Raw genomic sequence first — 21842 nt, 5'->3', positions numbered from 1 at the left:
CCTTCATAAGTCAGTTGGATCCTGTGACAGGACGTTGCCGTTCGATTCGTCAATCAGCCTCATTCGGCAATAGACATCCCAGACGGCTTCGATACGGTATTTCCCTCCGGACACCAGCCTGACGGTGTGGTACGTGAACAATCTCGGCGTGTCGCTCCCACCGGGCTCCGGCGAGGCGGTGCAGACGAAACGGAATGTATGCAGACCGGGATCCACCTCGATGCTCGAAGCCCACATGCTTGCACTTTGGCCGTCGACCGTAAAAACGCGCGCTCCGCAGACTCGACTCGTGCGGAATGCAGATAAGGGGCCGCATAAGATCGAGCCGAAATTGGAAACAACCGCTGGCGGGCTGCCGCCCTTCGGGCCTTCATAGCTTGGGATGTTCGTGCAGCCGGTCAGGAAAACGACGATACCCAGCATTCGGAGGGTTGCTTGCATATCCGGCTCGATGTTTATGAAGTGGCCAAGGGTTAATTGTCGGCACCAAGGCCGCCCTTTTTGTACCATGTCATCGCTTGCTGCACGTCTTTCTCGACCCCCCATCCGAGTTCATACATGGTTCCGATTGCAGTGCACGCTTCACGATAAACATGGGTGCCTTCTTCAAGCGCCTGTGCCCGCATGAAGCATGCCAAGGCGGATTGGTACTCGCTTCGTGAGGACAATATCTTGCCGCGACGCAAAAGGTTCTCTGGACTGGCAAGCGGGTCGTCCGTCCCGCAATGCCTTCCTCCGAGTTCGTCGAGTTTCCTCGTTTGAGCCTCATCCTCTTCCATGGCCCTACGCTTCGCCTGTTCGTCCAGATAGGCGATTGCCTGGCTTCTGGTCATTCCGGAATTGTTGCAGAGGATGTGGCCGGTAATCGTGGTGTTGTAGTGTGGGGCGGACAGCGGTATGCCCGGTCGAACGTAGACCGTTGCCGCTCCCTGGTATCCGGCATCCTCTGATGCGACAATCTCCTGATACTGGTTGTGTCCGCAGAGCTGGTCGGCTCGAGCCCGCCATGTATCGATGGCTGCGCCAAAGGTTGGCCACAATGATCGGTTCGAGGAAGCCGTCATGCGATACAAACCAGGAAGGATTTCCTGGTCATAAAAGCCACCGCCGGAAGGATTGAAGCCATCCGTTTTCCGATTGTGGGTCGATGCGCAGCCGGCCTGGATGGCCACGACAATCATTGCGCACCATGTCAGAAATTTTCTGCCTAGCATGCTGCACTCATTGCGGCGAAACAGACAATATGATTTGGCCAATGTATCCGCATTGATACTTTTCCTGGCCGGCTCCCCCGCTTTGGTAGTAGGCAAACCCGGGGCCCACAAGAAGCAATGGCGGGGCCACAGTTCCCGTCGTAATGGCCAGTAAATTGCCTATACGGCGGGTTTCGGCGTGCATGACGGCGTATAGCGCTTCGGAAGGCACCGGGGCCATTGATCGCCATTGCCCACCTTCTTTTGTTGCTCCTGGGTGGTAAGACAGCATGAATAATTCAGTCGTGATGGGCTTGAAGTCCTCATCGTAGAACGTAACTGATGGACAGAAAACCTGAGGCTGCTCCAGTTTGGTGGCAGCCCAAAACGTACGCACGGATAAATTGGATCCGGCGCGATTTGATGGCGGCAGCTGGAAAGCGGCGAAATAGCTCTTCCCTGTATGGAAATTGAAAACCGGGCTAGATTCCGAAAAGGATGTCTTGATTTCTTCACCTTGTTTCAGAACTTCGAATCTGAATTGCGAGGCGTCAACGCAGCAAGGTGCAATCCCTGAAAGTTGCTCAATTTGACGGGGGAGGGACGAACATCCATAAAGTCCGATGGCAATAACGGTAGTAACCAACACCCATGCCATATTTGGCGATCTGATCTTGGAGGCGAGAAGTCTGTTCGGCAAAGCAAAGATGGGAATCATTGGCGATTATTGCCCAACATGCTAGTTCAGGAGCGCCATAGCCCGAAGGGCGGTGGGAGCAGAGTGGTGCAGTTCCCGGCAGCCGCCTCGAGGCGATTATTAAGGCGAAATCGCACGTGAATTCTGATGTTACGGATTGGCATCGACTTTGCTGCACGAGAGGATGCCAGCAACAGGCAGTTCATCAATGTGTCTTTCGGATATTTCCCATTTTCGAACGTTCACACTGGTCGATTCCGTGACAATGGGAACTGGTACATTCGATTTGCCGGCTGCTATAGGCAGAATGTCCACCATCGTGTTCGTACGTTCGGTCTCACTGACTTCAACGAAATATTCCATGTTCGGCCGAACCTCAAGAGTAGTCGTACCAACGTACCGGCGGTTGGAGCCTACCGGCGAATTGGCCGCCAACGCATACGGCCCTGGCTTGATGGAAATGACAAAGTATTCGCCTGCCCCAAGGAGGCCAACCCTTCTTCCGTCAAGAAGGATTTCAACGTAAATGTGCGATTTATCCTGTTGCGTGGCGCGGAAGAAATAGAGATTGGCCCTTCCTGTCTCTGGCCTGGATTCACGCAAGAACATTGTTTGTCCTAAAGCGGAAAGCGAAAGCATTGCGACGAGGATGCCAAGAATTCGAAATCGAAATGGACAGCGCATCGGACGGGGATCTAATGTCATAGATAACCGGTACGTCTTTATGAGTTCCTTATCTTTGCTGCTGAATGACCTTTAGCGCGTCTGCAAGGGACAGACCTGATGATGCACACACTATGTAACCTCGCCGTGTAGCAACAAATCTACCCGCCCCCCAAGGCTCTGCGGACGATTCCTCAACCTGCAATTCCTCATATTCCATACCTTTACAAAGCGCCATGGCTCGTGCCTTCCAAGTCTTCCGAGCAGAAGAATAATTCGGAAAAGGCGCAAAATTGCTATCTGCTTGCAACCAGTGAAGGCCCGGTTTGATTTCGTTGTCGTAAAACCCACCTCCGAGTGGGTTGAAGCCATCCGTTTTGATGTTGTGCATTGAGGTGCAAGCGGAAAGAAAGACGAGAATGCCTTGGATTGCAGTAAGGAAGCATGAACGCATAAAGATGATTTCAACGTGTTTGGAGTTGAGCGGCCCCCCGCCAGGGGCGAAGTCGCGAACGCAGTTCGCGAGGCCGCTCGAACGACGCGTTAGGCGTCATTTGTGCCGGCGAGAGTAAATCAGCAATTCTTAATCGCTCGAATGCCAAATTTTCATGCGGTTCCCTTGCTCTTTTCGCGGAGCGCGGAAGATCGGGATGCATAACTCCGTTATGCCTCGCGCTCTGCAGCGCTCCGCTATATAGCAGAGCGGTCCGCACTTTATAAAGCATCTTCAATGCATTTATCATTATCTGTTTTGCGTACGGCCGAGGCGCATATGATCGTCTAACGTAAAGTAGTCGTCATTAAAAGGTATCCATATGTGGATACAAGCATCCATATATGGATACTGGTGTCTATATATGGCAACCGGGAGGTATCCATATCTAGGCACATTCAGGAGCGTTGCCTATATCGGCAAATCGGGAAATCATTGCAGCAATATACCATCCGGATACCTGTGCCAACAGGCTTCCTGGCAGGCGGGGACATCCGAGGAAAAGTCAGTCCCCGCAGGACGGCGGGCAGGGGGTGTTACGGCGCCTTGCGGACGACTTCGAGCCGCGCCGGCGGCAGGGGGCGATAGCCTTCGGCGCGGCCGGTGATTTCCTGCCAGAGTTCGCCGAAGGGGATCTTGCGTTCGCGGTCGCGGGCGACCCATTCGGTGGGGACGGGCTGGGCGGGCTTGAAGCGCACGCCCCAGATCGGTTCGAAGGCGTCGGTGGCGAGCGAGTAGCGGGCGTCGGCGACGACGCTCGCGTCGCGCGACGCGCGTGTGACCCAGCCGGCGGAAAAATAGCGGAAGCGCTGGAAGTCGCGGCGCACGCGCGGGTCGGCGCGCTCGGCGTCGGTGAGGTGGCGCTCGTCCATGTGCGCCATGCGCGGGCCGGCCTTCCATTGCGCTTCGCCCGAGAGCGGCACGCGCACGCGGTCGGCGAAGAGGGTGTCGCCGCTGCGGTAGAGGGTGCGCCAGACGAGCGGGTTGCCGACGGTGGGGAAGAGTTCCCGGCGGTCGACGGCGTGGCCGCGCGATTGCGCGATGCGGTCGAGGGCTTGCTCCGCGCGGTCGCGCTGCCAGCCCGCCGCGCCGACATAGGCCAGGCACAGCGTCAGCGCGGCGACGGCCGGCGCGCGCGATTGCCTTCGCGCGGCGAAGAACAGGCCGAGCAGCAGGAACAGGGTGAACAGCGGCCCGATGGTGGTCATCAGGTTCCACGATTCGCGCACCGGCGAGAAGGGCCACGCGAGGTGCGTGCCGTAGGTGGTGCAGGCGTCGAGCACGCCGTGGGTGGCGTAGCCGAGGAGGCCCGCCGCCAGCACGCCGCGCCATTGTTCGCGGAATTTCCGCAAAGTCAGCCACGGCAGGGCGGCGAGGGCGCCGCCGAGCGGGATGGCGACGAGGGAGTGCGTGAACTGGCGGTGGTATTCGATGTTGAGCAGCGGGTCGGCGTCGCTGCGGATGAAGAAGTCGACGTCGGGCAGCATGCCGGCGGCGGCGCCGATCATCCAGCCGGCGTGGCCAAGGCGGCGACCGAGCACGGCCTTCGCGGCGACGGCGCCGAGCAGGCCGTGGGTCAGCGGGTCCATGTGCGAACGCAGCCTTGCGGTTGGCGCATGTCGCCTACTTGCGCTTGCAGGCCACCGGCCAGACGGTCTTGCTGCCCGGCGGGAAGATGCCGCCATCTTCGCCGACGATGGCGGGGCGGACGGTGCGGCGCGCCTCCGGCAGCTTGCGCACTTCGGACAGGTCGCGGAAATCCCGCAGGTAGAGGAGCAGGGCGTCGTCGAGGACGGCGTCCTTGCCGCTCACCATCGAGGCGAACATGCCCCTGATCTCGTACTCGCCGCTGGGGCCGAAGTAGGTGGACAGGTGCAGGTGCGGATAGCCGGTCGCGCCATAGTGTCCACCGGCCGTGCCGGTCGCACCCGAGGGGCCGACCGTCTGACCGGCCTTCACGCGCTCGCCGACCTTCAGCTTCGGCAGGGCGGAAAAATGCTGGTATTTGCTGAACACCCAGTACGGCAGGCCGGTGTCTTCCGGCGAATGGCGCAGCCAGAGATAGATGCCTTCCATGCGCCCGCCTTCGCCGAGCGCGATGACTTCGCCGTCGGCGATGGCCAAGAGCGGCGTGCCCTCGTCCAGGCTGAGGTCGATGCCGCCGTGCAGCCCGCCGTTGCGGTCGTTGGGCCGGCGGCTGCCGTCGTAGCGGGTGGGAGACGCGAAGGGGCAGGAGATGGGCTGGCAGGCATGGCCTTCGGGGAAGGCCGCTTCCAGGCCGCTGGCGTCGATGGCGTGGTCGCGCCGCTCGACGGTGTCGCGGGCAGGCGCGGCCGCATCTTCGCCGTTGCGCTTCCCCTGCATGGCATCGGCCCGTCCGCCGCCCATGCCCTTGCGTCCGAAGCCGCCCATCTGCGCCTGCGCCGGCATGGCCAGCAGCATGGCGAGCAGCACGAGCGGCAAAGCCGACGGTATTTTCGTCATGGCCGGCGCCTACGCCTTCAGCTTGGCGTTGAGGTGCGGCGCGATGATCTGCAGCAGCTGCACGAAGACCTTCGGGTTGCCGCCGACGATGTTGCCGGTGTCGAGGTAGTTGGCTTCGCCGCCGAGGTCGCCGACGAGGCCGCCGGCCTCGGTGATGAGCAGCGCTCCGGCCGCCATGTCCCAGGGCGCAAGGCCGAGTTCCCAGAAGCCGTCGATGCGGCCGGCCGCCACCCAGGCGAGGTCGAGCGCGGCGGCGCCGGGGCGGCGCACGCCGGCGGTCTTGTGCATCATGTCGCGGAAGATGCCGAGGTAGGCGTCGACGTGCTCGAAGTAACGGAAGGGGAAGCCGGTGCCGATCAGCGCCTCGTTCATCTTGGCGCGCTTCGAGACGCGGATGCGCCGCTCGTTGAGGTAGGCGCCGGCGCCCTTGCTGGCGGTGAACAGCTCGTTGCGGTTCGGGTCGTAGATCACCGCGTGCTGCAGCACGCCCTTGTGCGACTGGGCGATGGAGATGGCGTACTGCGGGAAGCCGTGGATGAAGTTGGTGGTGCCGTCGAGCGGATCGATGATCCAGACGTGCTCGGAGTCGCCGGAGGCGCCGGACTCCTCTGCTAGAATCGCGTGGTCCGGATATGCCTCGCGCAGCACGCCGATGATGGCCTCCTCGGCGGCCTTGTCGACCTCGGTGACGAAATCCTTGTCGCGCTTGGCGCTCACCTTGATCTGTTCGACGTCGCGCGAGGCGCGGTTGATGATGCCGCCGGCGCGTCGCGCGGCCTTGACGGCGATGTTGAGTGTCGGGTGCATGGGCGTCCGTTAATGAGCGTGCCGCATCGGCTGCGGCGAAGAAGGCCGCATTGTATATGAACAACACACTCGACCGCATCCGCATCGTCCTCTCCCACACCAGCCACCCGGGCAACATCGGCGCCGCCGCGCGCGCCATGAAGACCATGGGGCTGTCGCAGCTGTACCTGGTGAATCCCTGCGCCGATCCCGACGGCGTGGGGCGCGCCCGCTCCTCGAATGCGCGCGACGTGCTGGAAGGCGCCGTCGTCTGCGGATCGCTGGAGGAGGCGCTCGAAGGCACGGTACTCGCCGCGGCGATGACGGCGCGCATGCGCGAGCTCGCGCCGCCGCCGCTGTGGGCGCGCGAGGCTGCGCCGAAAATCGTCGGCGCAGCCTCGCATGGCGATGTTGCACTGGTGTTCGGCAACGAGACGGCGGGGCTCTCCAACGAGGAAGTGGCGCTGTGCCGCCTGCCGGTGATGATCCCGACCAATCCCGACTATTCCTCGCTCAACCTCGGCGCGGCGGTGCAGGTGATGAGCTACGAGCTGCGCCTGGCGGCGCTCGACCCCGGCGCGCCGCCGGCGCCGGAGAACCCGCCGGCGACGGCCGAGGAGATCCGCCATTTCTACGCGCACCTCGAAGCCGCCGTCACGCAGAGCGGCTTCCTCGACCCGGCCCACCCGAAGCGCCTGATGCCGCGCCTGCGCCGCCTGTTCGACCGCATCGCACTCGAGCGCGACGAGGTCAGCCTGTTGCGCGGCATGCTGAAGACCTTCATGAAAAAACCCGGCGATAAAGTTGACTAAAACCGAGGGTTTTTTGTAACATTTCAGCGTTTGCTGATACTAGGAATCCGAGATGTTCAGCCGCCTGCGTGAAGACATCGCCTGCGTTTTCGACCGCGATCCCGCCGCCCGCAACACCTGGGAGGTGCTGACCTGCTATCCGGGCCTGCATGCGCTGATCTTCCATCGCGTTTCGCACTGGCTGTGGGGCCACGGACTGAAGTGGCTGGCGCGCCTGAACTCGCATTTCGCGCGCTGGATCACCGGCATCGAGATCCATCCCGGCGCGACGATCGGCCGCCGCTTCTTCATCGACCACGGCATGGGCGTGGTGATCGGCGAGACGGCGCTGATCGGCGACGACTGCACGCTGTACCACGGCGTCACCCTGGGCGGCACCTCCTGGAACAAGGGCAAACGCCACCCGACCCTGGAGCGCGGCGTGGTGATCGGCGCCGGCGCCAAGGTGCTGGGCCCGATCACGTTGGGCGAGGGGGCCAAGGTCGGCTCGAACGCCGTGGTGGTGCGCGACGTGCCGGCGCGGGCGACCGCCGTCGGCATCCCGGCCCGCATCGTCGAGGACCGCAGCGAAATTGCCCGTGAAATCAAAGCCGGCCAGATGGGCTTCTCGGCCTACGCGGTGACGCGCAACGAGGACGACCCGCTGTCCCAGGCCATCCACGGCCTGCTCGACCATGCTGTCGAGACCGACCGGCGCCTGGATATGTTGTTGAAATGCCTTGAACAAACCGGAGTCTGCAAGGCGGACGAGTTGGCCACGGCCGACAAGTTCGATCCGCAGTACTTGAGCAAAATAGTTGACTAAATAGTTGACCGAACTTATTGGTCTTTGTATAGTCGACTTAAATGTTCAAGTATTAGGCGCGCAAGCGTCTTTTTTGGAGAGGATCCAAACATGAGACTGACGACGAAAGGCCGCTTTGCGGTGACGGCAATGATCGATCTGGCCCAGCGCCAGACCAACGGACCGGTGACGCTGGCGGGCATCAGCGAGCGCCAGAAGATTTCCCTGTCCTACCTGGAGCAGCTGTTCGGCAAGCTGCGCCGCCACCACATCGTGGCGAGCGTGCGCGGCCCCGGCGGCGGCTACCGCCTGGCGCGCGGCATGAACGAAGTCTCCGTCGCCGACATCATCGCGGCGGTGGACGAGCCGCTGGACGCCACCAACTGCGGCGGCCGCGAGAACTGCGCCGACGAGCAGCGCTGCATGACCCACGACCTGTGGACCAACCTCAACAAGCGCATGCACGAGTACCTGGCTTCGGTGTCCCTGCTCGACCTGGTGAACCAGCCGAAGGCCAAGGCCATCGCTTCCACGGTGGCGATCGACGACCGCCTGCGCGGCGCACGGCACGGCAACGTGGCGGTGTCCGCCTGAGGAAAGCTTCTCCGTGTTCGCCCCGGCCTACCTCGATCACAACGCCACGACGCCGCTCGACGCGCGCGTGCTGGAGGCCATGCTGCCGTTCCTCGGGGAACGCTACGGCAACCCGTCCAGCCGCCACGAGTACGGCCGCGCGGCGCGCGCCGCCATCGATACGGCGCGCCAGCAGGTCGCGGCGGCGGTGGGGGCGCATCCGACCGAGGTGGTGTTCGCCAGCGGCGGCTCGGAGGCCAACAACCTCTTCATCAAGGGCGCGGCGGCCTGCCTGAAGCCCGGCACCGTGGCGGTGTCGGCCATCGAGCACCCCTGCGTGCGCGAGCCGGCGGCCGACCTGAGGCGGCTCGGCTGGGACCTGCACGAGATCGCCGTGGATGCCGAGGGCCGTGTCGTGGAGACTGACTTTTCCGCGGCGCTGGCGAAGAAGGCTGCGCTGGTGTCGGTGATGCTCGCCAACAACGAGACCGGCGTGCTGCAGGACATTCCCGCGCTGGCGGCGCAGGCGCGCGCCGCGAAGGCCTGGTTCCATACCGACGCGGTGCAGGCGCTGGGCAAGGTGGCCATCGACTTCCGCGCGCTGAATGCCGCCGGGGTGAACGCACTGACTATATCGGCGCACAAGATCTACGGCCCGAAGGGCGCCGCCGCGCTGGTGCTGGACAAGCGCATCGAGTTGAAGCCGCTGATTTCCGGCGGCGGCCAGGAGCGCAACCTGCGCTCGGGCACCGAGAACGTCGCGGCCATCGTCGGCTTCGGCGCGGCCTGCGAACTGGCGACGGCGCGGCTGGAAGCCGATGCCGCGCAGCTGGCGGACCTGCGCGGCCGGCTGGAGCAGGGCCTGGCGGCCTCGGGTGCGGCAATCTTCAGCCGCAATGCGCCGCGCCTGCCGAACACGACATTCTTTGCGCTGGCCGGCATCGACGGCGAGACCCTGGTGGCGCAACTGGATCGCGCCGGCTACGCCGTGGCGAGCGGCTCGGCCTGCTCGAGCGTCTCGCCCGAGCCCTCGCACACGCTGCTGGCGATGGGCGTCGAGGCCGGCATGGCGAAGGGCGCGCTGCGCGTCTCGCTCGGCCGCGCCAATACGGAAGAAGACGTCGCGCGCTTTTTGCAGGCGCTCGGCGAAACGACGAGAAAACTGAAAGGGCTGGCCGCCGTGGCCGCCTGAGAATATTGGAGAAGAGCATGCTGAAATTCCCCATCTACCTCGACTATTCCGCGACGACCCCGGTCGACCCGCGCGTCGCCGAGCGGATGATTCCCTGGCTCGTCGAGAAGTTCGGCAACCCGGCCTCGCGCTCGCATGCCTACGGCTGGGAGGCGGAGAAGGCCGTCGAGGAAGCGCGGGAGAATGTCGCCGCGCTGGTGGGCGCCGACCCGAAGGAGATCGTGTGGACCTCCGGCGCCACCGAGTCGAACAACCTCGCCATCAAGGGCGCCGCCTTTTTCTACCAGGGCAAGGGCAAGCACCTGGTCACGGTGAAGACCGAGCACAAGGCGGTGCTCGACACCATGCGCGAGCTGGAGCGGCAGGGCTTCGAGGTGACCTACCTCGATCCGCAGGAGAACGGCCTGGTCGACCTGGAGCAGTTCAAGGCGGCGCTGCGCCCCGACACCATCCTCGCCTCGGTGATGTACGTGAACAACGAGATCGGCGTCATCCAGCCGATCGAGCAGATGGGCGAGATCTGCCGCGGCAAGGGCGTCCTCCTCCACGTCGACGCCGCCCAGGCGACCGGCAAGGTGGCGATCGACCTCGGCAAGCTGAAGGTCGACCTGATGTCCTTCTCGGCGCACAAGACCTATGGCCCGAAGGGCATCGGCGCGCTCTACGTGCGGCGCAAGCCGCGCATTCGCCTGGAAGCGCAGATGCACGGCGGCGGCCACGAGCGCGGCCTGCGCTCCGGCACCCTGGCGACGCACCAGATCGTCGGCATGGGCGAGGCCTTCCGCTTCGCGCGCGAGGAAATGGCGAGCGAGAACGAGCGCATCCGCATGCTGCGCGACCGCCTGTGGAAGGGCCTCTCCGACATCGAGCAGGTCTTCCTCAACGGCGACCTCGAGCAGCGCGTACCGCACAACCTCAACGTCAGCTTCGCCTTCGTCGAGGGCGAGTCGCTGATGATGGCGATCAAGGACGTGGCGGTGTCGTCCGGCTCGGCGTGCACCTCGGCCAGCCTGGAGCCGTCCTACGTGCTGCGTGCGCTGGGCCGCCAGGACGAGCTGGCGCACAGCTCGATCCGCTTCACCATCGGCCGCTTCACGACGGTCGAGGAAATCGACTACACGATCCAGCTCCTGCACCGGCAGATCGGCAAGCTGCGCGAGATGTCGCCGCTGTGGGATATGTACAAGGAAGGCATCGACCTGAACACCGTCCAGTGGGCGGCGCACTGAGTTTTTGAAGGAGCAGCGAAAATGTCATACAGCGAAAAGGTTCTCGACCACTACGAACATCCGCGCAACGTCGGCGCCTTCGACAAGGAGGAAGACGGCATCGGCACCGGCATGGTCGGCGCGCCGGCCTGCGGCGACGTCATGAAGCTGCAGATCAAGGTGAACAAGGAGGGCGTCATCGAGGACGCCAAGTTCAAGACCTACGGCTGCGGCTCGGCCATCGCCTCCAGCTCGCTCGTCACCGAGTGGGTGAAGGGCAAGACGGTGGACCAGGCGCTGGAGATCAAGAATACGCAGATCGCCGAGGAACTGGCCCTGCCTCCGGTTAAAATCCACTGCTCGATACTGGCCGAGGACGCCATCAAGGCGGCTGTGGCCGATTACAAGAAGAAGCACGACGCGTAAAGGTGAGGACATGGCAGTCACATTGAGCGAAAGGGCGGCGAAGCACGTCTCCAATTTCATCGCCAAGCGCGGCAAGGGCGTCGGCGTGCGCATCGGCGTGAAGACCTCGGGCTGCTCCGGCATGTCCTACAAGCTGGAGTTCGCCGACGAGGCGGCCGCGGAGGACATCGTCTTCGAGAGCCACGGCGTCAAGGTGCTGGTCGACCCGAAGAGCCTGCCCTACGTCGACGGCACGGAACTGGACTACGCGCGCGAGGGCCTCAACGAGGGGTTCAAGTTCAACAACCCCAACGTCAAGGACCAGTGCGGCTGCGGGGAAAGCTTCAACGTCTGACCGCCAGCGCACGATGGTTCCGGATTTCAGCCAGGATTTCTTCGCGCTGTTCGGCCTCAAGCGCGCCTATCGCATCGACGCGTCGCAACTCGACCAGGCGTACCACGCGATGCAGAGCAAGGTGCATCCGGACCGGCATGCCCACCTGCCCGAGACGGAGCGCCGCCTGTCGATGCAATGGGCGACGCAGGTCAACGAGGCCTACCGCACGCTGAGGAAGCCGCTCGCGCGCGCACACTACCTGCTTCGGCTGGCCGGCACCGATACCGAGCACGAGAGCAACACGGCGATGCCGCCGGCGTTCCTCATGGAGCAGATGGAGTGGCGCGAGGCGGTGGCCGAGGCGCGCGCGGCGGGCGACCATCACGAGCTGGAGAAGCTGATGCAGCGCCTGGAGAAGACCGCCGACGGCATCCTCGGCGAGATCGAGCGCGACATCGACGCGAGAAAGGACTATGCGTCGGCGGCCGACGCGGTGCGCCGCCTGATGTTCATCGAGAAACTGGAACATGAAATAGAAGACGCGCTCGAAGCGCTCGAAAGCCAAAACTAACAACTTCCTCATGGCGCTACTGCAGATTTCCGAGCCGGGCATGTCCGCGGCCCCGCACCAGCATCGGCTGGCGGTGGGCATCGACCTGGGCACCACCAACTCCCTCGTCGCCACCGTGCGCAACGGCATCGCCGTCGTGCTCAACGACGAGAACGGCCGCAGCCTGCTGCCCTCCATCGTGCACTACAAGGCGGATGGCGGCGTCGATGTAGGCTATGTCGCGCAGGGCACCCAGGCCAGCGACCCGCGCAACACCATCGTCTCCGCCAAGCGCTTCATGGGACGCGGCCTCAAGGACGTCTCCCACATCGAGTCGATGCCCTACGACTTCCTCGACGCCGAGGGCATGGTGCGCCTGCGCACCGTCGCCGGCGTGAAGAGTCCGGTGGAAATCTCCGCGGAAATCCTCAAGTCGCTGCGTCTCCGCGCCGAGGCGAGCCTCGGCGGCGAGCTGGTCGGCGCCGTCATCACCGTGCCGGCCTATTTCGACGACGCCCAGCGCCAGGCCACCAAGGACGCGGCCAAGCTGGCCGGGCTGAACGTGCTGCGCCTGCTCAACGAGCCGACGGCGGCCGCCATCGCCTACGGCCTCGACAACGCCTCGGAAGGCGTCTATGCCGTGTTCGACCTCGGCGGCGGCACCTTCGACATCTCCATCCTCAAGCTCTCGCGCGGCGTCTTCGAGGTGCTCGCCACCAACGGCGACGCGGCGCTCGGCGGCGACGACTTCGACCAGCGCGTGTACTGCTGGATCCTCGACGATGCCAAGATTCGCTTCCCCAGCATCGAGGACACGCGCAGCCTGCTGCTGAAGGCGCGCGAGGCCAAGGAGATGCTGACCGGCCACGACGTGGCGCCGATCCACGCCGAGCTGTCCACCGGCGAAAAGGTCGACCTGACGCTGAATATCGACACCTTCGCCGACATCACCAAGACCCTCATCTCGAAGACCCTCGGCCCGACGCGCAAGGCGCTGCGCGACGCCGGCCTGACGGTGGACGACATCAAGGGCGTGGTGATGGTCGGCGGCGCCACGCGCATGCCGCAGGTGCAGCGCGCCGTCGCCGACTACTTCAAGCAGGAGCCGCTGACCAACCTCGACCCGGAGAAGGTGGTGGCGCTGGGCGCGGCCATGCAGGCCAACGTGCTGGCCGGCAACCGCGCCGGCGCCGACGACTGGCTGCTGCTCGATGTCATTCCGCTCTCGCTCGGGCTGGAGACGATGGGCGGCCTCACCGAGAAGGTGATCCCGCGCAACTCGACCATCCCGATCGCCAAGGCGCAGGAATTCACCACTTTCAAGGACGGCCAGACGGCGATGAGCTTCCACGTCGTGCAGGGCGAGCGCGAGCTGGTCGCCGACTGCCGCTCGCTGGCCAAGTTCGAGTTGCGCGGCATTCCGCCCATGGTGGCGGGGGCGGCGCGCATCCGCGTCACCTTCCAGGTTGACGCCGATGGCCTGCTGGCCGTGTCGGCGCGCGAGATGACCTCGGGCGTCGAAGCCTCCATCATGGTGAAGCCGTCCTACGGCCTCACCGACGACGAGATCGCCGGCATGCTGAAGGAGTCCATCGACAAGGTCGACGCCGACGTGCAGGCGCGCAACTTGCGCGAGCAGCAGGTCGAGGCCGAGCGCCTGATCGAAGCCGTCGAGGCGGCCCTGGCCGCGGACGGCCGCCTGCTGCGCGCCGGGGAACGCGCCGACATCGACGAGGAGATCGCCTCGCTGAAGAAGCGCATCGCCGGCACCGACCATCGCGCCATCAAGGCGGGCATCGACTCGCTGAACGCCGCCACGCAGGATTTCGCCGCCCGCCGCATGGACCAGGGCATCAAGCGCGCGCTCACCGGACAAAAAATAGTCGAGTTCAAGATATGACCCAGATCATCGTTCTCCCGCATGTCGAGCTGTGCCCGGACGGGGCGGTGATCGACGTCCCGCCCGGCACTTCCATCTGCGACGGCCTCCTGCAGAACGGCATCGAGATCGAGCACGCCTGCGAGAAGTCCTGCGCCTGCACCACCTGCCATGTGGTCGTCCGCGAGGGCTTCGACGGGCTGGCCGAGGCCGAGGAGAAGGAGGAGGACCTGCTCGACAAGGCCTGGGGCCTGGAGCCGCATTCGCGCCTGTCCTGCCAGGCGCTGGTGACGCAGACGCCGCTGGTCGTGGAAATCCCGAAGTACACCATCAACATGGTGAGCGAGGGTCACAAGAAATGAAGTGGACCGACATCAACGACATCGCCATCGAGCTGGCCGATGCCCATCCGGACGTCGACCCGATGAAGATCAACTTCGTCGACCTGATGAACTGGGTGAGGGCGCTGCCGGACTTCGACGACGACCCCGGCCATTGCGGGGAGAAAATTCTGGAGGCGATCCAGACCGCCTGGATCGAAGAGAAGGAATGAACCGCGACGAAGGCGGCCTGCAGCGCAACGTGCTTGGCGGCCCGCTCGGCGTGTGCAGCGAGAAGCCGGTGACCGGCTTCTTTCGCACCGGCTGCTGCGACACCGGCCCTCAGGACGTCGGCCGCCACACCGTCTGCATCGTCGCCAGCGAGGAATTCCTCGCCTTCTCGAAGAGCCGCGGCAACGACCTGTCGACGCCGATGCCCGAGTACGATTTCCCCGGCGTGCAGCCCGGCCAGCGCTGGTGTCTGTGCGCCGCGCGCTGGGTCGAAGCCTACAACGCCGGCATGGCGCCGCAGGTGGTGCTCAACGCCACCAACGAGGCGACGCTGGATCTGATCCCGCTGGAAGCGCTGAAGCGCTACGCCGTCGACCTGCACTGACCATATGCCCAGCAAAAAGGCCGCCCTCGGGCGGCCTTTTTGCCTGCACGGAACGGCTCAGTCCAGCACGTGCGACACCAGGCCGTCGGCCAGCTTGGGCTCGAACCAGGTCGACTTCGGCGGCATCACTTCGCCGGCGTCGGCGACCGACATCAGGTCTTCCATGTCGGTGGCGTGCAGGGCGAAGGCCGCCGCCATCTCGCCGCTGTCGACGCGGCGCTCCAGTTCCTCCAGGCCGCGAATGCCGCCGACGAAGTCGATGCGCTTGTCGCGGCGCAGGTCCTTGATGCCGAGCACCGGCCCGAGCAGGTGGTCCGAGAGCAGGCTGACGTCGAGCCGCGCCACCGGGTCCTCGGTCGGGATGTGGTGCGGGTGGATGGTCAGGCGGTACCACTGGCCGGGCAGGTAGAGGCTGAACTCGCCGCGCTGCGACGGTTTCGTGCGCGGCGCGCACATCGAGACGACGAAGCGCTCGGTCAGGCGCGCCAGGAAGCCGTCGCGGCTGAGGCCGTTGAGGTCCTTCACCACGCGGTTGTAGTCCATGATGCGCATCTGGTGGTGCGGGAAGATCACGGCGAGGAAGTAGTTGTAGTCCTCCTCGCCCGTGTGGTGCGAGTTCTTGGCGTGACGCGCGGCGGCGACGCGCGAGGCGGCCGCCGAGCGGTGGTGGCCGTCGGCGATGTAGAGCGCATGCATGGCGTCGAAGGCCAAAGTCAGCCGCTGCAGCACGGCGGCGTCGCGGATCGCCCAGATCGTGTGGCGGATGCCGTCGTCGGCCGTCACGTCGGCGTCCGGCTCCCCGGCCGAAGCCTGCGCCAGGATGGCGTCGACTTCCGACGAATCGGGATGGGCCAGCAGCACCGGACCGGTCTGGGCGTTGAGCGCCTCGATCTGGCGCACGCGGTCGTCCTCCTTGTCCGGCCGCGTGAACTCGTGCTTGCGGATGCGGTTGCTGTCGTAGTCGGCGACCGAGGCGGCGGCGACCAGGCCGGTCTGGCTGTGGCCGCCCATCACCAGGCGGTAGGCGTAGTAGCAGGGCGCGTCGTCCTGCTTGAGCACGGCCTCCCGGATCATGCGGTCGAAGTTTTCGCGCGACTTGGCGTAGACCTGCGGCGAGTAGTGGTCGATCTCCGGCGGCAGGTCGATCTCGGCCTTGGAGATGTGCAGGAAGCTGTTCGGCTTGCCGGCGGCCCGCACCCGGGCCTCCTCGGCGGAGAGCACGTCGTAGGGCGGGGCGGCGATTTCGGCGGCGCGGCCGGGCGCCGGGCGCAGGCCGCGGAAGGGTTTGATGAGCGACATGTTGCTTGTTCTTCTGGTCAGGCGTTGCGGTTCGGCAGGATGTCCTTCAGCACCTCGCGGGCCTTGCGGATCATGGTTTCGGTGGTGGGCCAGTCGACGCAGGCGTCGGTGACGGAGCAGCCGTACTTCAGCTTGGAGAGGTCCTCGGGGATCGGCTGGTTGCCGCCCTCGATGTTGCTCTCGATCATCAGGCCGACGATGGACTGGTTGCCCTCGCGGATCTGGTGCACGCAGTCCGACATCACCAGCGGCTGCAGCGCCGGRTCCTTCAGCGARTTGGCGTGCGAGCAGTCGATGACGATGTTSGGCGCGATCTTCGCCTTGGCSAGSGCSCGYTCGACCATGCAGACGCTGACGGTGTCGAAGTTSGAGCGGCCGTCGCCGCCGCGCAGCACGACGTGGCCGTAGGGGTTGCCCTGCGTGCGCACGATGGCSGAGCGKCCCTGCATGTTGATGCCGAGGAAGCTGTGCGSGCTGGCGGCSGACTTGATGGCGTTGATGGCCGGCTGGATGTCGCCGTCGGTGGCGTTCTTGAAGCCGACCGGGGTGGACAGGCCTGAGGACATCTCGCGGTGGGTCTGCGATTCCGAGGTGCGCGCGCCGATGGCCGTCCAGGAGATCAGGTCGCCCAGGTACTGCGGCGCGATCGGGTCGAGCGCCTCGGTCGCCGTCGGCAGGCCGAGCTCGGTCACCTGGAGCAGGAATTCGCGCGCCTTCTGCATGCCTTCCTCGATGTGGAAGGAGTCGTCCATGTGCGGGTCGTTGATGAAGCCCTTCCAGCCGGTCGAGGTGCGCGGCTTCTCGAAATACACGCGCATCACCAGGTACAGCGTGTCGCTCACCTCGTCGGCCAGCTTCTTCAGGCGCTGCGCGTAGTCGTAGCCGGCGACCGGGTCGTGGATGGAGCAGGGGCCGACGACGATGAAGATGCGCGGATCCTTGCGGTCGAGGATGGCCTTGATGGCCTCGCGGCTGGCGAAGACGGTGTCCGAGGCCTTCTCGGAGAGGGGCACGCGGGCGTGGATTTCCTCGGGGGAGGGCATCAGGTCGAAGGCCCCGATGCGGACGTTTTCTAGCGGTTGCTGGGTCATGACTGCTTTTTGGATGGTGAAACGGGGGTATTCAATAGCGAAATGATCTCACGGATCGCCGCTGCACGCTCGGGCAGGGCGGCGGTTTCGCGGGAAACGACGAGCCTGTCCGGTCCGGCCAGCTTCCAGCGGCGGTCCTGCTGCACGAGCTGGATGATGCGCGCCGGATCTATCGGCGGGTTCGGTATGAACTGCAGCTTGATGACGGCCTCGGTGGCGTCGATCTTGGCCAGCCCGACGGGACCGGCCAGGATGCGCAGGCGATGGGTCTCGAGCAGGGTGCGCGCCTGATCCGGCAGCTCGCCGAAGCGGTCGATCAACTCCTCCTGCAGGCGCAGCAGTTCCTCCTCGCTGTCGCAGTTGGCGAGGCGCTTGTACAGCGTGAGCCGCTCGTGCACGTCGCTGCAGTAGTCGCTGGGCAGCAGGGCCGGGGCATGCAGGTTGATTTCCGAGGTGATGCCGAGCGGCTGGGAGAGGTCGGGCTCCTTGCCTTCCTTCAGCGCGCGCACGGCGGCGTTCAGCATCGAGGTGTACAGGTTGAAGCCGACTTCCTGGATCTCGCCGCTCTGCGATTCGCCCAGCACCTCGCCGGCGCCGCGGATCTCCAGGTCGTGCATGGCGAGGAAGAAGCCGGARCCGAGCTCCTCCATGGCCTGGATCGCCTCSAGSCGGCGCTGCGCCTGGGCGCTSGGYTTSGCRYTGCGGTCGGTGAGSAGGTAGGCGTAGGCCTGGTGGTGCGAGCGGCCGACKCGSCCGCGCAGCTGGTGCARYTGSGCCAGGCCGAACTTGTCGGCGCGGTTGATGAKGATGGTGTTGGCGTGCGGGTTGTCGATGCCGGTCTCGATGATGGTCGTGCACAGCARCAGGTTGTGGCGCTGCTGSGTGAATTCCTTCATGACGCGCTCSAGCTCGCGCTCGGGCAGYTGGCCGTGGCCGACGACGATGCGCGCCTCGGGCAGSAGCTTSGCCAGGCGCTCGCGCACCGTCTCGATGGTATCCACCTCGTTGTGCAGGAAGTACACCTGGCCGCCGCGCTTGAATTCGCGCAGCACCGCCTCGCGCACGATGCCGTCGGAGTGGGGCACGACGAAGGTCTTGATGGCCAGGCGCTTCTGCGGCGCGGTGGCGATGACGGAGAACTCGCGCAGGCCCTCCAGCGACAGGCCGAGGGTGCGCGGGATCGGCGTGGCGGTCAAAGTCAGCACGTCGACCTCGGCGCGCAGCGCCTTCAGCGCCTCCTTCTGGCGCACGCCGAAGCGGTGCTCCTCGTCGATGACGACGAGGCCGAGGCGGGAGAATTTGACGTCTTTCTGCAGCAGGCGATGGGTGCCGATGGCGATGTCGACCTTGCCCTCGGCGAGCTGCTGCAGGGCGGCCGTCTGTTCCTTCGCGCTCCTGAAACGGGACAGCTCGACGATTTTCACCGGCCAGTCGGCGAAGCGGTCGCTGAAGGTGTTGAAGTGCTGCTCGGCGAGCAGCGTGGTCGGCGCCAGCACCGCCACCTGCTTGCCGTCCATGACGGCGGCGAAGGCGGCGCGCAGCGCCACCTCGGTCTTGCCGAAGCCGACGTCGCCGCAGACCAGGCGGTCCATCGGCTTGCCGGACTTCATGTCGGCGACGACCGCGGCGATGGCGGCGGCCTGGTCCGGCGTCTCCTCGAAGCCGAAGCCGTCGGCGAAGGCCTCGAGGTCGTGTTCCTTGAAGCTGAAGGCATGGCCCTGCCGCGCGGCGCGGCGGGCGTAGAGGGCGAGCAACTCGGCGGCGGTGTCGCGCACCTGCTGGGCGGCCTTGCGCTTGGCGCGGTCCCAGCGGTCGGTGCCGAGCTTGTGCAGTTCGACCAGCTCCGGCTCGGAGGCGCTGTAGCGCGAGATGAGGTGCAACTGCGCCACCGGCACGTAGAGCTTGTCGCCGCCGGCGTATTCGAGGTGCAGGAATTCCGTTTCGCCCTCGCCGAGGTCGAGGTGCACCAGGCCCTGGTAGCGGCCGATGCCGTGGCTCTCGTGCACCACCGGGTCGCCGATCTTCAGCTCGGTGAGGTCGCGCAGCCAGCCTTCGAGGCTGGCGCGGCGGGCGTCGGTGCGCCGTCCGCGTGGCCGCGCCGTGGCGGCGTACAGCTCGTTTTCCGTGACGACGGCCAGGTTCGCCCCGGGCAGCAGGAAGCCGGCCGAGAGCGGCGCCACCGCCAGCAGGAGTTTCTCCCCTGTTGTCGTGCAGCCGGCGAAGTCCGCGCAGGAGGCGGGCGTCAGGCCGTACTCGGCGAGGTACTGCAGCAGGGTCTCGCGCCGGCCCGGCGATTCGGCCAGCAGCAGGATGCGGCCGTCGAAGGAGGCGGCGAAGGCCTTCAGCTTGTGCAGCGGGTCGTCGGCGCGGCGCTCGACGGCAAGATCGGGCAGCGGCTCAGCCGGCGTGCCCGCTTCCGCCGTGCCGGCAGGCAAAGTCAGTCTGCCGAAGACGGCGGCGGCGACGAAGAACTGCTCGTCTGAGAGGAACAACTCGGCAGGCGGCAGCAGCGGCCGGCTGCGGTCGCCGCCGAGCAGGCGGTAGCGCGAAGCGGTGTCGGCCCAGAACTCGCGGATGGCGCCGGGCACGTCGCGGTGCAGGCACAGCACCGTGTCCTTCGGCAGGTAGTCGAAGACCAGCGCCGTCTTCTCGAAAAACAGCGGCAGGTAGTACTCGATGCCGGCCGGCGCGATGCCGTTGGAGACGTCCTTGTAGATCGGGGAGCGCGAGGGATCGCCCTCGAAGGTCTCGCGGTAGCGGCCGCGGAAGCGCGTGCGGCCGGCTTCGTCCAGCGGGAATTCGCGCGCCGGCAGCAGGCGCACCTCCGGCACCGGATAGACGGTGCGCTGCGAGTCGACGTCGAAGCTGCGCAGGGTCTCGACTTCGTCGTCGAACAGCTCGATGCGGAAGGGCAGCGTCGAGCCCATCGGGAAAAGGTCGATCAGCCCGCCGCGCACGCTGTACTCCCCCGGCGAGACGACCTGGGTGACGTGCTGGTAGCCGGCCAGCGTCAGTTGCGCGCGCAGGGCGTCGACGTCGAGGCGCGCGCCCTGCTTGAGGAAAAAGGTGTGCGCCGCGAGATACTCCGCCGGCGGCAGGCGGTGCAGCGCCGTGGTGGCCGGGATCAGCGCGATGTCGCAAGCGCCGCGGCTGATCTCGTAGAGCGTGGCCAGGCGCTCGGAAATCAGGTCGTGGTGCGGCGAGAGCGTGTCGTAGGGCAGGGTCTCCCAGTCCGGCAGGAGATGCACGCGCAACTGCGGCGCGAACCAGGCGATCTCTTCCTGCAGGCGCTGCGCATCGAGCGGATTGGCCGTGACCACCGCCAGCATGCGGCCGCTGCCCGCGGACTGCGCCAGGGCGAGGGCGTCCGCCGATCCCGCCAGCGCGGGCAGATCGAGGCGCGCGCCGGGCCTGGGCAAAGCGGGCAGCTGCGGCAGGAGCGCAGAGGAGGCGGTGATCATGGGAGGCGAATCGGGAGGGCTTGCAAAACGCGGCTTTTCAAAGAGCGAATTATACCGGTCTGGACAGGCGTTCAGGGCGGGGTTAAGGTGCTTCGGTCAGAGGGAGGAGCAATGATTTTCAGCGACAGGGAAGAGGCCGCCCGCCGGCTGGCCGACAAGCTGGCCGCCTACAAGGGGCAAAACCCGCTGGTCCTCGCCATCCCGCGCGGCGCCGTGCCGATGGCCAAGATTGTCGCCGACGCGCTCGGCGGCGAGTTCGACGTGGTGCTGGTGAGGAAGCTCGGCGCCCCCGGCAACCCGGAATTCGCCATCGGCGCCATCGACGAGACCGGCTGGGCCACCCTCGGTCCCTATGCCGCCATGGCCGGCGCCGATTCCGGCTACATCGAGCGCGCCAAGGCGCGCGAGCTGGAGACCATCCGCAAGCGTCGCGCCCAGTATTCGCCGCTGCACCCGCCCATCGATCCCGGGGGCCGCATCGTCATCGTCATCGACGACGGGCTGGCCACCGGCTCGACCATGCTCGCCGCCCTGCATGCCCTGCGCCAGCGTGCGCCGCAGAAGCTGGTCTGCGCCGTGCCCGTGGCGCCGCCCGACACGCTGGAGAAGGTCGGGGAACAGGCCGACGAAGTCGTCTGCCTCTACGCCCCGGAGAACTTCCAGGCCGTCGGCCAGTTCTACGCCGACTTCGGCCAGGTCGAGGACGATGAAGTGATTGCTCTGCTGTCTGAAAGGAAAAATCCATGAAACTGCTTGCGATGGGATTCGCCCTCGCACTCGCCGCCTGCGGCGTTTCCGAAACCGCCACCGTTGCCGCCACCGCCGGCTCGGCCAAGGCCAAAGAGGCCGAGCAGGCCAAGAATGCGCCGGCGCAGGTGCAGGGCAGGGTGGACGAGTCGTTCAAGCAGGCGGAGCAGAAGCGCGAAGCGGCCGAAACGCGCTGAATCCAGTCGGCGCGAAGCCGGAACCAATCGCCCGCTGCGCCATCAAATCGGCGTG

24 protein-coding genes are annotated in these 21842 nt (G+C 65.5%); 14 read left to right on the top strand and 10 right to left on the bottom strand.

Annotated features, from left to right (window positions below):
- Positions 1-3 precede the first annotated feature (3 nt).
- From ROZ00_06135 to ROZ00_06105, 7 genes are all read right to left on the bottom strand, one after another.
- Complete coding sequence (locus ROZ00_06135) at positions 4-423, bottom strand: hypothetical protein (GenBank protein MDT3735783.1); 420 nt, start codon at positions 421-423, stop codon at positions 4-6.
- Between the two features lie 50 nt (positions 424-473).
- Entirely contained in the window at positions 474-1172 is a 699-nt protein-coding gene (locus ROZ00_06130) for a hypothetical protein (protein ID MDT3735782.1), read from the bottom strand.
- Between the two features lie 49 nt (positions 1173-1221).
- Complete coding sequence (locus tag ROZ00_06125; GenBank protein ID MDT3735781.1) at positions 1222-1911, bottom strand: hypothetical protein; 690 nt, start codon at positions 1909-1911, stop codon at positions 1222-1224.
- A 129-nt stretch (positions 1912-2040) separates the two neighbouring features.
- On the bottom strand, positions 2041-2499 hold the full coding sequence (locus ROZ00_06120; GenBank protein ID MDT3735780.1) for a hypothetical protein: 459 nt from the start codon (positions 2497-2499) through the stop codon (positions 2041-2043).
- Positions 2500-3582: 1083 nt separating this feature from the next.
- Entirely contained in the window at positions 3583-4635 is a 1053-nt protein-coding gene (locus ROZ00_06115) for a metal-dependent hydrolase (GenBank protein ID MDT3735779.1), read from the bottom strand.
- A 34-nt stretch (positions 4636-4669) separates the two neighbouring features.
- Positions 4670-5530 (bottom strand): M23 family metallopeptidase, encoded by an 861-nt coding sequence (locus ROZ00_06110; GenBank protein MDT3735778.1) that lies wholly within the window; start codon positions 5528-5530, stop codon positions 4670-4672.
- 9 nt (positions 5531-5539) lie between these two features.
- Positions 5540-6337 carry an inositol monophosphatase family protein gene (locus ROZ00_06105; GenBank protein MDT3735777.1) on the bottom strand — a complete coding sequence of 266 codons (798 nt, stop codon included), beginning with the start codon at positions 6335-6337 and terminating at the stop codon, positions 5540-5542.
- Between the two features lie 56 nt (positions 6338-6393).
- On the opposite strand from ROZ00_06105, the gene ROZ00_06100 reads away from it, so the two are divergent.
- The 12 genes from ROZ00_06100 to ROZ00_06045 all read left to right on the top strand — a co-directional run bounded on the left by ROZ00_06100 (position 6394) and on the right by ROZ00_06045 (position 14992).
- Entirely contained in the window at positions 6394-7128 is a 735-nt protein-coding gene (locus tag ROZ00_06100; protein MDT3735776.1) for an RNA methyltransferase, read from the top strand.
- A gap of 52 nt (positions 7129-7180) precedes the next feature.
- Complete coding sequence (cysE, locus tag ROZ00_06095; protein MDT3735775.1) at positions 7181-7933, top strand: serine O-acetyltransferase; 753 nt, start codon at positions 7181-7183, stop codon at positions 7931-7933.
- 90 nt (positions 7934-8023) lie between these two features.
- Positions 8024-8506: a Fe-S cluster assembly transcriptional regulator IscR gene (gene iscR, locus ROZ00_06090; protein ID MDT3735774.1), complete on the top strand. Its 483-nt coding sequence runs from the start codon at positions 8024-8026 to the stop codon at positions 8504-8506.
- A gap of 13 nt (positions 8507-8519) precedes the next feature.
- The gene (locus ROZ00_06085) at positions 8520-9677 is read left to right on the top strand and encodes a cysteine desulfurase family protein (GenBank protein ID MDT3735773.1); all 1158 of its coding nucleotides are present in this window, start codon (positions 8520-8522) and stop codon (positions 9675-9677) included.
- A gap of 17 nt (positions 9678-9694) precedes the next feature.
- Positions 9695-10906: an IscS subfamily cysteine desulfurase gene (locus tag ROZ00_06080; GenBank protein ID MDT3735772.1), complete on the top strand. Its 1212-nt coding sequence runs from the start codon at positions 9695-9697 to the stop codon at positions 10904-10906.
- 21 nt (positions 10907-10927) lie between these two features.
- On the top strand, positions 10928-11311 hold the full coding sequence (iscU, locus tag ROZ00_06075; protein ID MDT3735771.1) for a Fe-S cluster assembly scaffold IscU: 384 nt from the start codon (positions 10928-10930) through the stop codon (positions 11309-11311).
- Positions 11312-11321: 10 nt separating this feature from the next.
- Complete coding sequence (iscA, locus tag ROZ00_06070; GenBank protein MDT3735770.1) at positions 11322-11645, top strand: iron-sulfur cluster assembly protein IscA; 324 nt, start codon at positions 11322-11324, stop codon at positions 11643-11645.
- A gap of 13 nt (positions 11646-11658) precedes the next feature.
- Positions 11659-12198 carry a Fe-S protein assembly co-chaperone HscB gene (gene hscB / locus ROZ00_06065; protein MDT3735769.1) on the top strand — a complete coding sequence of 180 codons (540 nt, stop codon included), beginning with the start codon at positions 11659-11661 and terminating at the stop codon, positions 12196-12198.
- A gap of 10 nt (positions 12199-12208) precedes the next feature.
- The gene (hscA, locus tag ROZ00_06060; protein MDT3735768.1) at positions 12209-14077 is read left to right on the top strand and encodes a Fe-S protein assembly chaperone HscA; all 1869 of its coding nucleotides are present in this window, start codon (positions 12209-12211) and stop codon (positions 14075-14077) included.
- Entirely contained in the window at positions 14074-14418 is a 345-nt protein-coding gene (gene fdx / locus ROZ00_06055; protein ID MDT3735767.1) for an ISC system 2Fe-2S type ferredoxin, read from the top strand. Before hscA ends, fdx begins: the two co-directional genes overlap by 4 nt.
- Positions 14415-14609 carry a Fe-S cluster assembly protein IscX gene (gene iscX / locus ROZ00_06050; GenBank protein MDT3735766.1) on the top strand — a complete coding sequence of 65 codons (195 nt, stop codon included), beginning with the start codon at positions 14415-14417 and terminating at the stop codon, positions 14607-14609. Before fdx ends, iscX begins: the two co-directional genes overlap by 4 nt.
- Entirely contained in the window at positions 14606-14992 is a 387-nt protein-coding gene (locus tag ROZ00_06045; protein ID MDT3735765.1) for a DUF2237 domain-containing protein, read from the top strand. The genes iscX and ROZ00_06045 overlap by 4 nt, the downstream gene beginning before the upstream one ends.
- Positions 14993-15049: 57 nt before the next feature.
- Here ROZ00_06045 and ROZ00_06040 read toward each other — a convergent pair whose 3' ends face one another.
- The 3 genes from ROZ00_06040 to mfd are packed head-to-tail and all read right to left on the bottom strand — an operon-like array spanning position 15050 to position 20843.
- Complete coding sequence (locus ROZ00_06040; protein MDT3735764.1) at positions 15050-16291, bottom strand: DUF1015 family protein; 1242 nt, start codon at positions 16289-16291, stop codon at positions 15050-15052.
- 17 nt (positions 16292-16308) lie between these two features.
- Positions 16309-17382: a 3-deoxy-7-phosphoheptulonate synthase gene (locus tag ROZ00_06035; protein ID MDT3735763.1), complete on the bottom strand. Its 1074-nt coding sequence runs from the start codon at positions 17380-17382 to the stop codon at positions 16309-16311.
- A complete protein-coding gene (mfd, locus tag ROZ00_06030) occupies positions 17379-20843 on the bottom strand; it encodes a transcription-repair coupling factor (protein MDT3735762.1) in 3465 nt (1154 codons plus the stop codon). Before mfd ends, ROZ00_06035 begins: the two co-directional genes overlap by 4 nt.
- A 111-nt stretch (positions 20844-20954) precedes the next feature.
- Here mfd and ROZ00_06025 point away from each other — a divergent pair, with 111 nt between their 5' ends.
- Positions 20955-21590 carry a phosphoribosyltransferase gene (locus ROZ00_06025; protein ID MDT3735761.1) on the top strand — a complete coding sequence of 212 codons (636 nt, stop codon included), beginning with the start codon at positions 20955-20957 and terminating at the stop codon, positions 21588-21590.
- Positions 21587-21787, top strand: coding sequence for a hypothetical protein (locus ROZ00_06020; protein ID MDT3735760.1), 201 nt, complete (start codon positions 21587-21589; stop codon positions 21785-21787). Before ROZ00_06025 ends, ROZ00_06020 begins: the two co-directional genes overlap by 4 nt.
- The last annotated feature ends 55 nt before the right edge of the window (positions 21788-21842 follow it).

The sequence above is a fragment of the Denitratisoma sp. genome (genome assembly GCA_032027165.1).
GTDB lineage: Bacteria > Pseudomonadota > Gammaproteobacteria > Burkholderiales > Rhodocyclaceae > Desulfobacillus.
Note: the sequence above shows the minus strand (reverse complement) of the source record. Positions and strands in the feature narration are given on the sequence as shown.

Coding starts and splice junctions, on each gene's coding strand:
- ROZ00_06135 (MDT3735783.1), bottom strand. CDS start 423: ATGCTGGGTATCGTCGTTTTCCTGACCGGCTGCACGAACATCCCAAGC.
- ROZ00_06125 (MDT3735781.1), bottom strand. CDS start 1,911: ATGATTCCCATCTTTGCTTTGCCGAACAGACTTCTCGCCTCCAAGATC.
- ROZ00_06120 (MDT3735780.1), bottom strand. CDS start 2,499: ATGTTCTTGCGTGAATCCAGGCCAGAGACAGGAAGGGCCAATCTCTAT.
- ROZ00_06115 (MDT3735779.1), bottom strand. CDS start 4,635: ATGGACCCGCTGACCCACGGCCTGCTCGGCGCCGTCGCCGCGAAGGCC.
- ROZ00_06110 (MDT3735778.1), bottom strand. CDS start 5,530: ATGACGAAAATACCGTCGGCTTTGCCGCTCGTGCTGCTCGCCATGCTG.
- ROZ00_06105 (MDT3735777.1), bottom strand. CDS start 6,337: ATGCACCCGACACTCAACATCGCCGTCAAGGCCGCGCGACGCGCCGGC.
- ROZ00_06100 (MDT3735776.1), top strand. CDS start 6,394: ATGAACAACACACTCGACCGCATCCGCATCGTCCTCTCCCACACCAGC.
- cysE (MDT3735775.1), top strand. CDS start 7,181: ATGTTCAGCCGCCTGCGTGAAGACATCGCCTGCGTTTTCGACCGCGAT.
- iscR (MDT3735774.1), top strand. CDS start 8,024: ATGAGACTGACGACGAAAGGCCGCTTTGCGGTGACGGCAATGATCGAT.
- ROZ00_06080 (MDT3735772.1), top strand. CDS start 9,695: ATGCTGAAATTCCCCATCTACCTCGACTATTCCGCGACGACCCCGGTC.
- iscU (MDT3735771.1), top strand. CDS start 10,928: ATGTCATACAGCGAAAAGGTTCTCGACCACTACGAACATCCGCGCAAC.
- iscA (MDT3735770.1), top strand. CDS start 11,322: ATGGCAGTCACATTGAGCGAAAGGGCGGCGAAGCACGTCTCCAATTTC.
- hscB (MDT3735769.1), top strand. CDS start 11,659: ATGGTTCCGGATTTCAGCCAGGATTTCTTCGCGCTGTTCGGCCTCAAG.
- hscA (MDT3735768.1), top strand. CDS start 12,209: ATGGCGCTACTGCAGATTTCCGAGCCGGGCATGTCCGCGGCCCCGCAC.
- fdx (MDT3735767.1), top strand. CDS start 14,074: ATGACCCAGATCATCGTTCTCCCGCATGTCGAGCTGTGCCCGGACGGG.
- iscX (MDT3735766.1), top strand. CDS start 14,415: ATGAAGTGGACCGACATCAACGACATCGCCATCGAGCTGGCCGATGCC.
- ROZ00_06045 (MDT3735765.1), top strand. CDS start 14,606: ATGAACCGCGACGAAGGCGGCCTGCAGCGCAACGTGCTTGGCGGCCCG.
- ROZ00_06040 (MDT3735764.1), bottom strand. CDS start 16,291: ATGTCGCTCATCAAACCCTTCCGCGGCCTGCGCCCGGCGCCCGGCCGC.
- ROZ00_06025 (MDT3735761.1), top strand. CDS start 20,955: ATGATTTTCAGCGACAGGGAAGAGGCCGCCCGCCGGCTGGCCGACAAG.
- ROZ00_06020 (MDT3735760.1), top strand. CDS start 21,587: ATGAAACTGCTTGCGATGGGATTCGCCCTCGCACTCGCCGCCTGCGGC.